Source organism: Streptomyces sp. NPDC013457 (assembly GCF_043089925.1).
Taxonomy (GTDB): Bacteria; Actinomycetota; Actinomycetes; order Streptomycetales; family Streptomycetaceae; genus Streptomyces.
This window is the reverse complement of sequence record NZ_JBICBL010000002.1, coordinates 360842-374391: the sequence shown is the minus strand read 5'-3', so window position 1 is coordinate 374391 and position 13550 is coordinate 360842. Positions and strand designations below refer to the sequence as shown.

General features: G+C 73.8%; 10 protein-coding genes. 3 read left to right on the top strand and 7 right to left on the bottom strand.

What is annotated here, in order from left to right; translation table 11 throughout:
* The first annotated feature begins 23 nt into the window (after positions 1 to 23).
* Positions 24 to 2597, top strand: a complete 2574-nt coding sequence (gene pepN, locus ACF1G2_RS07215; RefSeq protein WP_391797307.1) for an aminopeptidase N — start codon at positions 24 to 26, stop codon at positions 2595 to 2597.
* Between the two features lie 159 nt (positions 2598 to 2756).
* Here the strand turns inward: pepN and alc are convergent, their stop codons facing one another.
* From alc to ACF1G2_RS07195, 4 genes are all read right to left on the bottom strand, one after another.
* Positions 2757 to 3893 (bottom strand): allantoicase, encoded by a 1137-nt coding sequence (gene alc / locus ACF1G2_RS07210; protein WP_391797306.1) that lies wholly within the window; start codon positions 3891 to 3893, stop codon positions 2757 to 2759.
* Positions 3894 to 3982: 89 nt separating this feature from the next.
* On the bottom strand, positions 3983 to 4903 hold the full coding sequence (locus tag ACF1G2_RS07205) for a LysR family transcriptional regulator (protein WP_391797305.1): 921 nt from the start codon (positions 4901 to 4903) through the stop codon (positions 3983 to 3985).
* Between the two features lie 35 nt (positions 4904 to 4938).
* Complete coding sequence (locus ACF1G2_RS07200) at positions 4939 to 5871, bottom strand: DMT family transporter (RefSeq protein WP_391797304.1); 933 nt, start codon at positions 5869 to 5871, stop codon at positions 4939 to 4941.
* Positions 5872 to 5896: 25 nt separating this feature from the next.
* Positions 5897 to 6829, bottom strand: coding sequence for an EamA family transporter (locus tag ACF1G2_RS07195; protein WP_391797303.1), 933 nt, complete (start codon positions 6827 to 6829; stop codon positions 5897 to 5899).
* Between the two features lie 152 nt (positions 6830 to 6981).
* Here ACF1G2_RS07195 and ACF1G2_RS07190 point away from each other — a divergent pair, with 152 nt between their 5' ends.
* A complete protein-coding gene (locus tag ACF1G2_RS07190; protein ID WP_352192385.1) occupies positions 6982 to 7497 on the top strand; it encodes a MarR family transcriptional regulator in 516 nt (171 codons plus the stop codon).
* Between the two features lie 121 nt (positions 7498 to 7618).
* Here the strand turns inward: ACF1G2_RS07190 and ACF1G2_RS07185 are convergent, their stop codons facing one another.
* From ACF1G2_RS07185 to ACF1G2_RS07175, 3 genes are read right to left on the bottom strand one after another with little or no spacing between them, the layout of a single operon-like run.
* Complete coding sequence (locus ACF1G2_RS07185) at positions 7619 to 7855, bottom strand: hypothetical protein (RefSeq protein WP_260226244.1); 237 nt, start codon at positions 7853 to 7855, stop codon at positions 7619 to 7621.
* A gap of 20 nt (positions 7856 to 7875) precedes the next feature.
* On the bottom strand, positions 7876 to 9960 hold the full coding sequence (gene malQ / locus ACF1G2_RS07180; RefSeq protein WP_391797302.1) for a 4-alpha-glucanotransferase: 2085 nt from the start codon (positions 9958 to 9960) through the stop codon (positions 7876 to 7878).
* 46 nt (positions 9961 to 10006) lie between these two features.
* Positions 10007 to 10255: a hypothetical protein gene (locus ACF1G2_RS07175; protein ID WP_391797582.1), complete on the bottom strand. Its 249-nt coding sequence runs from the start codon at positions 10253 to 10255 to the stop codon at positions 10007 to 10009.
* A gap of 231 nt (positions 10256 to 10486) precedes the next feature.
* Between ACF1G2_RS07175 and ACF1G2_RS07170 the strand changes: the two genes are divergently transcribed.
* Positions 10487 to 13543, top strand: a complete 3057-nt coding sequence (locus ACF1G2_RS07170) for a beta-N-acetylglucosaminidase domain-containing protein (protein WP_391797301.1) — start codon at positions 10487 to 10489, stop codon at positions 13541 to 13543.
* Positions 13544 to 13550 lie beyond the last annotated feature (7 nt).

Genomic DNA, 13550 nt, shown 5'->3' with positions numbered 1-13550 from the left:
CACGAAACCGAGGAGTTGACCGGGTGCCTGGCACAAACCTGACCCGTGAAGAGGCGCAGCAGCGGGCGAAGCTGCTGACCGTGGACGCGTACGAGGTCGACCTCGACCTCTCCGGTGCGCAGGAGGGCGGCACCTACCGGTCCGTCACCACCGTCCGCTTCGATTCCGCCGAGGCCGGCGCGGAGACCTTCATCGACCTCGTCGCCCCCGCCGTGCACGAGGTCGTCCTCAACGGCCACGCGCTGGACGTCGCCGCCGTCTTCCGGGACTCGCGGATCGCCCTGGCCCATCTGCTCCAGGGCCGCAACGAACTCAAGGTCGTCGCGGACTGCGCGTACACCAACACGGGCGAGGGTCTGCACCGGTTCGTCGACCCGGTCGACGAGCAGGCCTACCTGTACACCCAGTTCGAGGTGCCGGACGCCCGGCGGGTCTTCGCCTCCTTCGAGCAGCCGGACCTGAAGGCGACCTTCCAGTTCACCGTGAAGGCGCCCGGCGGCTGGTCGGTGATCTCCAACTCGCCGACGCCGGAGCCGAAGGACGACGTGTGGGTCTTCGAGCCCACCCCCCGGATCTCGACGTACATCACCGCGCTGATCGTCGGCCCGTACCACTCGGTGCACTCCTCGTACGAGAAGGACGGCCAGACCGTCCCGCTCGGCATCTACTGCCGTCCGTCGCTGGCCGAGTTCCTCGACGCGGACCACATCTTCGACGTCACGCGCCAGGGCTTCGACTGGTTCCAGGAGAAGTTCGCGTACGACTACCCCTTCGCCAAGTACGACCAGCTCTTCGTGCCGGAGTTCAACGCCGGCGCGATGGAGAACGCGGGCGCCGTGACCATCCGCGACCAGTACGTCTTCCGCTCGAAGGTGACGGACGCGGCGTACGAGCGCCGGGCCGAGACGATCCTGCACGAGCTGGCGCACATGTGGTTCGGCGACCTGGTCACCATGGAGTGGTGGAACGACCTGTGGCTGAACGAGTCGTTCGCGACCTTCACCTCGGTGGCCTGCCAGGCGTCCGTGGAGGGCACCCGCTGGCCGAACGCCTGGACGACGTTCGCGAACGCGGAGAAGACCTGGGCGTACCGCCAGGACCAGCTGCCGTCCACGCACCCGATCATGGCCGAGATCAACGATCTCGAGGACGTGCTGGTCAACTTCGACGGCATCACCTACGCCAAGGGCGCCTCGGTCCTCAAGCAGCTGGTGGCGTACGTCGGCCAGGACGAGTTCTTCAAGGGCGTGCAGGCGTACTTCAAGGCCCACGCGTTCGGCAACACGCGTCTGACCGACCTGCTGGGCGCGCTGGAGGAGACCTCCGGCCGTGACCTGAAGGTCTGGTCGAAGCTGTGGCTGGAGACGGCCGGCATCAACATCCTCCGCCCGGAGATCGAGACCGACGAGAGCGGCGTCATCACCTCGTTCGCCGTCCGGCAGGAGGCTCCGGCCCTGCCCGCGGGCGCCAAGGGCGAGTCGACGCTGCGTCCGCACCGGATCGCGATCGGCTTCTACGACCTGGACGCGGCGGGCAAGCTGGTCCGCTCCGAGCGCCTGGAGCTGGACATCGAGGCGGCGGAGCTGACCTCCGTACCGCAGCTCGCGGGCAAGCCGCGTCCGGCGGTCGTCCTGCTCAACGACGACGACCTGTCGTACGCCAAGGTCCGCCTCGACGAGGTGTCGCTGCAGAACGTGACCGCGCACCTCGGCGACTTCGCCGAGTCGCTGCCGCGGGCCCTGTGCTGGGCGTCGGCCTGGGACATGACGCGCGACGGCGAGCTGCCGGCACGCGCCTATCTGGACCTGGTCCTCTCCGGCATCGCCAAGGAGAGCGACATCGGTGTGGTGCAGTCCCTCCAGGGCCAGGTGAAGGCGGCCCTGGAGCTGTACGCGGCACCGGAGTGGCGCGACGCGGGGCTGGCCCGGTGGACGGACGCGACGCTGGCGCACCTGCGCGCGGCGGAGCCGGCGAGCGACCACCAGCTGGCGTGGGCGCGCGCCTTCGCCGCGACGGCCCGCACGCCGCAGCAGCTGGACCTGCTCGCGGCGCTTCTGGAGGGCGGCGAGACGATCGAGGGCCTCGCGGTCGACACCGAGCTGCGCTGGGCGTTCGTGCAGCGGCTCGCGGCGACCGGCGTCTTCGACGAGCCGGAGATCGCGGCCGAGCTGGAGCGGGACCGCACGGCGGCGGGCGAGCGGCACGCGGCGACCGCGCGGGCGGCCCGTCCGACCGAGGCGGCGAAGGCGGAGGCCTGGGCGTCGGTCGTCGAGTCCGACAAGCTGGCGAACGCCGTGCAGGAGGCGGTGATCGGCGGCTTCGTGCAGACCGACCAGCGTGAGCTGCTCGCCCCGTACACGGAGAAGTACTTCGCCTCGATCAAGGGCGTCTCGGAGACCCGCAGCCACGAGATGATCCAGCAGATCGTGGTCGGGCTCTACCCGGCGATCCAGGTCTCGCAGGAGACGCTGGACGCGACGGACGCCTGGATCGAGGCCAACGACCCGGCGCCGGCGCTGCGTCGTCTGGTGACCGAGTGCCGCGCGGGCGTGGAGCGCGCCCTGAAGGCACAGGCGGCGGACGCGGCCGCCGCGTGACGGCAGACGCACGGCGCCTGACGGCTGACGGCTGACGGCTGACGCCTGACGGCTGAGAAGACGAAGGGGCACCCTCCCCCACGGAGGTGCCCCTTCGTCCGTTCGGGTCCGCTCGGCGGGCGGGCGTCGGCGCGCGGCCGCCCGCCGGGCGGAGGCTTGTCAGCCGCCGAGCGCCGCGTAGCGGGCCCGCAGGTCGGCCGCGCCCTGCTCCGTGAGCGCGCCGTGCAGGCGCATCCGGGCGACGCCCCCGTCGGGGAAGGCGTCGAGGCGGACGTGGGTGACCACGGCCTGGGCGGGGAGCTTGAAGCGGTGCAGGGTGTCGGGCTGCAGACGGGTCCGCGGGATGATCTCGAACCACTCGCCGTTCTCGCCGTTGCGCCCCTGGAGCGCGATCCAGCCGGCCGAGTTGCCCTTGAGGTACGCGGTGTCGATCTCGACGGCACGCACGGCTCCCTGCGCGGCGAGCCGGAAGCGGACCCAGTCGTTGGTGCCGCGGACCCGGCGGCGGCGGTTCTCCCAGCCATCGTCCATCTTGCGGGAGGTGCCCGGCAGGATGATCTGCGTCGGCGAGGAGTAGAACTTGTCCGACGCGTCCTCGTACACCCCGCCGTTGAGCACGGCGATCAGGTCGAGGGTGCCGAGCAGCTCCAGCCACTCGGGGTCCGGCACGACCTCGCCGTGGACGCGCAGGCGCGCGATGCCGCCGTCGGGGTGCTGGCAGACCCGTACGTGGGTGAAGCGGTGCTCGACGTCTATCTCGAAGCCGTTGGCGGCGTGGCCGCGGACGGGGGTGGGCGGGACGAGCTCCTCCCACTTCACGTCGTCGGCGAGCAGCTGCTCGGGGCAGGGAGAGCCTTCGACGGCGGCGGCCTGGATCGAGACGCGCTGCGGGTAGTTGCCGCGGAAGTGCGCGGTGTCGACGACGATGCCGCGGATCACGCCGGGAGCGCCGAGGCGGACGATCGCCCAGTCGTGGTCCTCGGGGGCGGGAAAGACGTTCTCGGCGTCGGCGCCGCGGCGGCGGCGGGTCTCCCAGCCGTCCATGATCTTGCCCTTGTGGCCGAAGTGCTCCGGGTCGAACACGGCCCGCTCGCGGACGAGGAGGTTCTCGCGCTCGGCGAAGAACTCGTCGTTGGCGGCGACGACACCGGCGCCGAGGCGACGGTCGGCCAGGTCGACCAGCTCGGTGAAGGAGAAGTCACCGGTGCGGTAGTCGGCGTACGGGTCGCCGCCCGAGTACGGGGCGGCGTCGTTGGCGTGCGGGTCGGCGGTCACGGCGTTCTCGTCGAGGCTCATGGAACGACTGTGCGGCCTGGGTCGCGGCCCGGTCCATCGAATGTTTTCGACAGGTACGTTCAGCTGTACTGAACGATCGGCGCGTGGCGCTACTGGACGGTCTCGCGCTGGACGGCCGCCTGCCGGAGCGCGGCGAGCACCCGGCCCACGGCGGCCCCCTCCTCGGCCCCGCGCCGTACCGCCGCGACGATATGGCGGCGCGGCTGGTCGGCGGAGAGGACCCGCATGACGATCCCGCGCTCGCCGCGGCGCTCGGCGGAGGCCATCCGCGGCACCAGGGCGACGCCCATCCCGGCCTCGACCATGGCGAGGATGGCGGTCCACCCGGCGGCGCTGTGGGCCTGCTCGGGCACGAACCCGGCGGCTTCGCAGGCGGCGGTGGTGATCTCGGACCAGGGGCCGGAGCCGCCGAAGATCCAGGGCTCGGCGGAGAGGTCGGCGAGCCGCAGCCCGGGCGCGTCGGCGAGGGGGTGTCCGGCGGGCAGGGCGACGTCGAGCGGGTCGGCGAGGAGCGGGACGCGGCTGTACTTGGGGTCGCGCGCGGAGGGGGCGTGGGCGGCGAGCGAGAGCGCCAGGTCGACGTCGCCGGCGGTGAGCAGTTCGTACGCCTCCGCCGCCTCGGCCTCGCGGACGCGGACGTCGAGTCCGGGGTGGGCGGTCCTGAGGTGCTGCACTGCGGGGACGACGAGCGCGGGAACGGCCGTGGAGAACGCGGCCACCCGCACCTGCCCCGCCTCGCCGCGCAGATAGCCGTCGAGTTCGGCGTCGGCGCGCTCCAGCTGGGCGAAGACGGCCTCGGCGTGGCGGAGCACGAGATGCGCGGCGTCGGTGAGCCGCACCCGGCGCCCGTGCGCCTCCAGGAGCGGGACGCCGAGCTGCTTGGCGAGGTTGGTGAGCTGCTGGGAGACGGCCGAGGGGGTCATGAGCAGCGCCTCCGCCGTGGCGGTGACGGTGCCGCGGTCGCGGAGGGTGCGGAGGATCTGGAGCTTCTTGATGTCCCACTCGGTCATGGGGCGCAACCTACCGGGGGGCACGGCCGGACCGCTCACCCGCGGGGGCGCGCACTGGCCAGGGCCACCCCGCCCAGGATCAGGGCCATGCAGGCGGTTCCCAGGAGGCCGGGTTCCTCGCCGAGCAGGGCGTACGAGAGCAGGGCCACGCAGACCGGCTGGAGGTAGTAGACGACTCCGGCGCGGGCCGCGCCGATCAGGGTGATCGCCTTGTTCCAGGCGAAGAAGGCGACGGCGGAGGAGAGGACGCCGACGTAGAGCAGCGGGCCGAGCGTGCCGGGCCTGGGCTCGAAGCCGCCCTGGACGACGAGGCTGACGCCGTACGCCGGGAGCAGCATCAGGGCGCCGGACACGAAGGTCGTGAAGAGGAAGGCCAGGGCGCCGATCTCGGCGGGCTTGCGCCTGAGCAGGGCGCTGTAGGCGGCGAAGGACAGGGCGGCGCCGAACATCCACAGGTCGCCCGTGGTGAGGTCGGCGGCGAGGGAGCCCTTGCCGACGAGGAGCAGGACACCGAGCGCCGCGACGAGCATCCCGGCGGTGCGGCGGGCGCCGAGGCGTTCGCCTCCGAGCCGGGAGAAGAGCGCCATGATCACCGGGGACGCGGCCATGATCATGCCCATGTTGGAGGCGGAGGTGGTGAGTCCGGCCTGGTGCACGAGGGTGTTGTAGAGGGCGACACCGAAGAGCGAGGCGAGCGCGACGTAGCCGAAGTGCCGGCGGATCAGGTGCCGTTGGCGCCATGCCTGGCGTGCCGCGAGCGGGGCGACGGCGAGGAGGGCGATGACCCAGCGCCAGAAGACGGCCTGCACGGGCGGGACGGAGTCGGCCATGTCCCGGGTCGCCACGAAGCTGCCGGACCAGACGACCGTGGCGAGGAGCGCGAGGAGCAGCCCCACGCCCGCGCCCCGCGCGAGGACGCGCGGGGCGGCGGTGGGCTGGGCGGGGCGGACGCGGGCCAGGAGTGCCACGGTGATCCTCTCGGTCGGTGAGGCCCTACCGTCGCACCGGAGAAACCTCCAGGTCCATCGAAAGTTCCTGACCATTCCGTTCAGTTGAACTGAACGATTTGGGGGTACGGGGGTTGAGCTGGCCGACCAGGGTGGCGCCGAAGGCGATCGCCATGCCGGCGAGCTGGACGGGGCCGAGCGCCTGCCCGAGGGCCACCCAGCCGACGACTGCCGCGGTGATCGGCGACAGCGGACCGAGGAGGGTCACCGAGGAGGCGCTCAGCCGCTCGATCCCGCGGAACCAGAGGAAGTAGGAGATCGCGGTGTTCCCGAAGGCGAGGTAGGCGTAACCGAGGAGGCTGGTGGAGTCCAGGGCGGGCGGCGCGCCTTCCACCAGGGCGGCGACCGGAAGGATGATCAGGCCGCCGGCCGTGAGCTGCCAGCCCGTGAGCGCCAGCGCCCCCACCCCTTCCGGCCTCCCCCAGCGCTTGGTGAGCACGACACCGGCCGACATGGACAGCGCCGACAGCAGCCCGGCGACCACCCCGACCAGATCGAGCGCCGCGCCCGCCTTCAGGACGACGAGGCTGACCCCGAAGGCGGCGGTGACGGCGGTGAGCAGGGAGCGCGCGGTGGGCCGGTCACCGAGGAGCAGCGCGGCCAGGCCGACCACGAAGAGCGGACCGACCGAGCCGACGACGGCGGCGACGCCGCCGGGGAGCCGGTACGCGGCGAGGAAGAGCAGCGGGAAGAAGGCGCCGATGTTGAGGGCCCCCAGGACCGCGGCCTTCCACCACCAGGCACCCTGCGGCAGCTTGCGGGTGACGGCGAGCAGCAGCAGTCCGGCGGGCAGCGCGCGCATCAGACCGGTGAAGAGCGGCCGGTCGGGCGGCAGGAACTCGGTGGTGACGAAGTAGGTGGAACCCCAGGAGACCGGGGCGAGCGCGGTCAGGGCGACGACGGCGGCCTTGCGGGACATGACAGGTCCCCCCTTGTTTCGGAGTGGGTCCGAGTGGCTTGATGGTAAGTAGCTTACTCGTAAGCTACTTATTCGCAAGAGGCTTCTTGGTGAGCGTCTTGCTTCTCAGTCACTTACTTGCCGTCGAGTCGATCGATGAGGAGACTGCCGCCATGGACAGCACCGAACCCCCCGCGCACGACGCCGTCGACGCGATCGCCGACCAGTGGGCGGCGGTCCGCCCCGACCTGGACACGCTCCCCATGGCCGTCTTCGGACGGATCTACCGGCTGGCCGCCGGTATGCGCGGCCGGGTCGACAAGGCGTACTCCCCCTACGGGGGCATGTCGCTCGGCGAGTTCGACGTCCTGGCGACGCTGCGCCGCTCGGGTGAGCCCTACACCCTCTCGCCGCGCGAGCTCACCGCCACGCTGATGATCACCACGGGCGGGATGACGGGCCGTCTGGACAAGCTGGAGAAGGCCGGGCTGCTCAGCCGCAGCCCCGACCCGAACGACCGGCGCGGACTGCGGGTGACGCTCAGCGAGCACGGGCGCGAGCTGGTGGACCAGGCCGTGGGCGCCGGGCTGGCGCAGCAGCGGGAGGCCCTGGAGGCCGCGCTCACGCCCGAGGAGGCGGAACAGCTGGCGGGCCTGCTGCGCAGGCTCCTCGCGACCACGGTCGCCTGAGGGCCCGGCCGAGCGCGCGAGGGCGGGCGCCCGGCGGCACCCGTGTGAACGCACACGAGGGCGCCGCGCCGGTACACGTGTACCGGCGCGGCGCCCTCGGAAGCTGCTGAGCGCTGGGGCCCTAGGCCTTCTTGGGCCGGTCGGACTTGTCGAGCACCATCACCAGACCGGCGATCACGAGGAAGAGCACGATCGGCGCGGCCACGAACAGGCCGAGGGTCTCGACGACACTCAGCTTGGGGGCCGGGTCGTCACCGTCGTCGCGGGTGAGCGCGAGCGCGGGGGACGACATGAGCAGCATCATCAGCGTCGTACCGGCCGCGACAGCACCGGCGCGCAGGGCGTTCTTCTTGTCCACGGTGCAAACGTAGCGAACACCTAAACGGGCCGCGCGCCCGGGGGTGCCGTACGGACGTCCCCCGCCGGCCCGAAGACCGCGAGCAGCCGGTGCAGCCGGGGCGAGGCGGCCAGCTCCTCCAGGGTGAGCGGCTGGCCCTCGGGGCCCGCCACGGGCAGCCGCCAGTTCGGGTACTGGTCCCAGGTCCCGGGCAGGTTCTGGGGCCGCCGGTCCCCGACCGTGTCCGGCAACCACACCCCGACCATCGTGGCCGGCGTCCACAGCAGGAACCGGTGGACGGCCCGTACCTCGGCCTCCTCGTCGCCCGGGCCCTCCGGAAGCAGCCCGAGCCGCTCCAGGTACGTCAGCCACTCGCCGACCTCGGCCGTGTCCCGGGCGCGCTCGCGCCCCAGGTCGCCGGTGAGCAGCCCGAGCCGGTGGCGCAGGGCGACATGGTCGCCGGAGAGCCGCGCGGCCGTGGAGGGGAGGTCGTGCGTGGTGGCGGTGGCCACGCAGTCGGCGCGCCACTCCTCCGGGGCCAGCGGCCGGCCCGTGCCCGACCAGTCCCGTTCGAACCAGAGCACGGACGTGCCGAGCACCCCGCGCCGCGCGAGCTGTTCGCGCACTCCCGGCTCGACCGTGCCGAGGTCCTCGCCGATGACGACCGCGCCGGCCCGGTGCGCCTCCAGGGCGAGGACCGCGAGCATCGCTTCGGAGTCGTGACGGACGTACGTACCCTCGGTGGGCTCACGGCCCTCGGGGACCCACCAGAGCCGGAACAGGCCCATCACATGGTCGATGCGCAGCGCGCCCGCGTGCCTTAGCAGCTCCCTCAGCAGACCCCGGTACGGGGCGTAGCCGGAGGCGGCGAGCGCGTCCGGGCGCCAGGGCGGCAGACCCCAGTCCTGGCCGCAGGAGTTGAACGCGTCGGGCGGGGCGCCGACCGACATCCCGGCGGCGAAGGCGTCCTGGGTCGCCCAGGCGTCGGAGCCGTCGGGATGGACGCCGACCGCGAGGTCGTGGACGATCCCGACCGGCATCCCCGCGTCCCGTGCGGCCTCGCTCGCGGCGGCCAGCTGGCGGTCTGTCAGCCAGGCCAGCCGGCAGTGGAAGTCGACCCGGTCGGTGAGCTCGTCGTCGGCGCGGACGGCCGCGGCGGCCGAGCGCGGGTCGCGCAGCTCCTCGGGCCAGGACCGCCAGTGGTGTCCGTGCCGTTCGGCGAGCGCGCAGTAGGTGGCATGGTCCTCCAGGGCGCGGCCCCGCTCGGCGAGGAAGTCGTGGTACTCGGCGCGTCTGCCCGGGCCGAGTTCCACGGTCCGTACGAGCTCCAGGGCGCGCCGCTTGACCTCCCACACCGCGTCCCGGTCGATCAACGCGCCCTTGCGCAGGACGCGTTCGCGCAGCTCGGCGGCGTCCTCGAGGACCGCGTCGAGCGCGTCGCGGTGGCGCGGGTCCACGAGGCCGTACTCGGGGATGTCCTCGATCCGCAGATGGACCGGGTCGGGGAAGCGGCGGGAGGAGGGGCGGTACGGAGAGGGGTCGGTGGGCGCGCCCGGCACGGCCGCGTGCAGCGGGTTGACCTGCACGAAGCCGGCGCCGTGCGACCGGCCCGCCCAGGTGGCCAGTTCGCGCAGGTCGCCGAGGTCGCCCATGCCCCAGGAGTGGGCGGAGAGCACCGAGTACAGCTGGGCGAGCAGCCCGTACACGCGCCCTTCGTGCCGGGGCACGCGCGCCGGGGCGACGATCAGCGTGCTGGTGCCGCCGCGCCCCCCGGGGTCCCGGGCCTCGACCCGGTGGACGCCGAGCGGCAGGTCCTCCCAGCGCTCGCCCTCGACGACCTCGCCCGACTCGGTCGTGACGCGCAGCCGGGTGCCGGGCGGAAGGTCCTCGGGCGGCCGGACAGGGGCGTCCCGCCAGAGCACCAGCGTGGCCGGGAGCAGCCGTTCCCGCTCGGCCCGCAGCGCCGCTTCGAGGGCGGCGGCGACCGCCTCCGGGGTGCCGGCGTCCACGTCGAGGGCGGCGAGCACGGTCACGACGGTGGCGTCGGGCACCTGCACGGTGACGCCCGCGGAGGGCTCGTACGAGGTGGCGACGCCGTGGAGGGCGGCGAGGCGGGCCAGGGTCACTTCACACTCCAGAGGTCTGGGACGGCGGTGGCGGCCGGCCCCGCGGTCACACTCCGGGGGACTCCGTGCCGCCCACGAGGCCGGGGGCGGTGGGTTCGCTGGTGAGCGGCGCCACCACGGTCAGCGGCGGCTCGCTGGTGAGGGGGGCCACCGAGGTGAGCGGCGGCTCGCTGGTCAGAGGGGCCGCGGAGGTGAGCGGCGGCTCGCTGGTGAGGGGGGCGGCGTGGGCGAGGGGCGGCTCGCTGGTGAGCGGGCCCTGTTTCAGCTCGGATATCTCGGGGGCGTGGGGGGCGATCGTGGTCACGGGGGGTCTCCCGGTTTCGTCTCGACAGGTGGAACGACGTAGCCCTACCCACCGCACCCCGTTTTACCGGCGCGACGTGGCGATCCACCGCCACCTCGCCGAAAGCCCCCGGGCAAACGCGACACTTCGGCCACCCGCATTGACACCCCCGGCGGACGGGTGGTGGGCTCGTGACCCACTCGTGACCCAGAGGCGGCGTCACCGACAGGAGAGAGGGGCCCCGTGCACCTCCGACGCAGGAAGCGGACCGCGACGGCCGTGGCCGCCGCGGTGATCGGCGGGCTCCTCGGCAGCGGTCTCACCGGCTCCGCCCAGGCCGCCCCGGTCTCCCCCGTCACCACCCCCGACGTCCCGCAGAGCCCGGCCGGGCCCGAGGTGTGGCCCCGCCCGCAGTCGCTGCGGGCCGCCGGGCCCGCCGTGCCGCTGGGCGGCGAGGTGACGCTGCTCGCGGACGCCGACGCCGACCCGTACGCCGTCGCCGCGCTCCACGAGGTGCTCCGGGCGGCAGGGGTACGGACCGTCCACACGTCCCTGCCGGGCGGCGGGACCGTGATCCGCGTGGGCTCCGCCGTCTCCCAGGAGGCACTGCGGGCGCTGCGTGTCGCCGAACGGGCCGATCTGCCGCGCGGCGGCTACCGGCTCGCGACGGGCCGGTTCCAGGGCCGGGACACCGTCGCCCTGGACGGGGTCGGCGAGGACGGCCTGTTCCACGCCGTCCAGACCCTGCGTCAGCTGATCGACGGCGCGGCGGAGGGCGAGCGGCGGATCCCCGGTGTCGTCGTCCGCGACTGGCCCGGAACCGCCGTGCGCGGCCTGACGGAGGGCTTCTACGGCCGCCCCTGGAGTGGTGAACAGCGCCTCGCCCAGATCGACTTCATGGGCCGCACCAAGCAGAACCGGTACCTCTACGCGCCCGGTGACGACCCGTACCGCCAGACCCAGTGGCGCGACCCCTACCCCGCCGGGCAGCGCGCCCAGTTCCGCGCGCTCGCCGAGCGGGCCCGCGCCAATCATGTGACGCTCGCCTGGGCCGTGGCGCCCGCCCAGTCCATGTGTCTCGCCTCGGACGACGACGTGAAGGCGCTCACCCGCAAGATCGACGCGATGTGGGCGCTGGGAGTGCGCTCCTTCCAGCTCCAGTTCCAGGACGTCAGCTACAGCGAGTGGCACTGCTCGAAGGACGCGGACACCTTCGGGCGCGGGCCCGAGGCGGCGGCGACCGCCCAGGCGCGCGTGGCGAGCGAGGTGGCCCGTCATCTGGCCGCCCGCCACCCGGGCTCGGAGCCGCTCACGCTGATGCCGACGGAGTACTACCAGGACGGCGCGACCACCTACCGCACCGCGCTCGCCGCGGCGCTGGACGACCGGGTGCAGGTCGCCTGGACCGGCGTCGGCGCCGTCCCGCGCCGCATCACCGGGAGCGACCTGGCGGGCGCCCGGAACGCCCTGCGCCACCCGCTGGTCACGATGGACAACTACCCGGTCAACGACTACGCGCAGGACCGGCTCTTCCTCGGGCCCGCCATGGGCCGCGAGCCTGCCGTGGCGGCCGGCTCCGCCGCGTTCCTCGCCAACGCCATGGAGCAGGCCGCCGTCTCCCGGATCCCGCTCTTCACGGCCGCGGACTACGCCTGGAACCCACGCGGTTACCGGCCGCAGGAGTCCTGGCGGGCCGCCGTCGACGAACTGGCGGGCCCGAACCCGGCCGCCCGCGAGGCGCTGCGGGCGCTGGCCGGCAACGGCGCCTCGTCGATCCTCGACCCGGCGGGCGAGTCGGCGTACCTCAAGCCGCTCATGACGGCGTTCTGGAACAGCCGTACGGCCCAGGACGGGGCGGTACGGGAGAAGGCCGGGCGCGAACTGCGCGCGGCGTTCACCGTGATGCGGGAGGCGCCCCGGCGGCTCGCCGGCACGGCCGATGGCACCCTGGACGACGAGGTCGGCCCCTGGCTGGAGCAGCTGTCCCGCTACGGCCTCGCGGGTGAGACGGCGGTGGACATGGTCCTCGCCCAGGCCCGAGGCGACGGCGCCGCGGCCTGGCAGTCCCAGCTGCAGCTGGAGTCGCTGCGGGAGGCGCTCAAGGGGAGCGAGGTCACCGTCGGCAAGGGCGTCCTCGATCCGTTCCTCACACGCGCGGTGACGGAGTCGGCCGCCTGGACGGGCGCGGACCGCGCCCGCCGCCCCGGCCGCACCGCGGAACGGGACGGCGACGCGTACACGGTGCGCCTGGACCGTTCGCGGCCCCTGGAGTCGGTGACGGTGATGACCGAGCCCGGCTCGGGCGAGTCGGCGCGCGTGGAGGCGTACGTCCCCGGCGAGGGCTGGCGTCCGCTGGGCCCGGTCTCCCCGACCGGCTGGACGCAGACGGACGTGAAGGGGCTGCGCGCGGACGCGGTGCGGATCGCCTGGGACGGCGCGGACGGCCGGAGCGACCCTCGGGTGCGCTCCCTGGTGCCGTGGTTCGCGGACGAGCCGCCCGCCGAGCTCGTGCTGGCCCGCGGCGAGCTGGACGCCGAGATCGGCGGCCCCGCGGGGCGGGTGGACGTACGGCTGGTGGGCCGGAGCACCGACGAGGTGCGCGGGGCGCTGACGGCGCGGGCGCCGAAGGGGATCGCGGTACGGCTGCCCAAGGAGGCCCGGGTGCCGCGCGGCACGCGCGCGTCGGTCCCGCTGGAGGTGTCGGTCGCGCCGGACGTGCCCGCGGGCTCGTACCAGGTGGCGGTGTCCTTCGCCGGCGAGGAGCGGATCCTGACGGTCCGCGCCTTCCCGCGCACGGCCGGCCCGGACCTGGCGCGTACGGCGACGGCGTCGTCGTCCGGCGACGAGACCCCCGACTTCCCCGCCGCCCTCGCCCTGGACGGCGACCCGGCCACCCGCTGGTCCTCCCCGGCGGAGGACGGCGCCTGGTGGCAGCTGGAGCTGGCGAGCCCGGCCCGGATAGGCCAGGTGGTCCTCCACTGGCAGGACGCGTACGCGTCCCGGTACCGCATCCAGGTCTCGGCCGACGGCCGCACCTGGCGCACGGCGGCGACGGTCGCCGAGGGCCGGGGCGGCCGCGAGAGCGTCCGCATGGACGCGGCGGACACCCGCTTCCTGCGCGTGCAGGGCGACCGGCGGGCGACGCAGTACGGCTACTCGCTCTGGTCGGTGGAGACCTACGCGGTGGCTCCGCCGGAAGAGCCCGTCACGCCCGCGGAGCCCGAGGAGACGGGCCGGCCCGAGGATCCGCCGCAGCCGGAGCGGCCCACGGACGGCTCGCCCGCGGACGCGGACCGGTAGGGGGCGC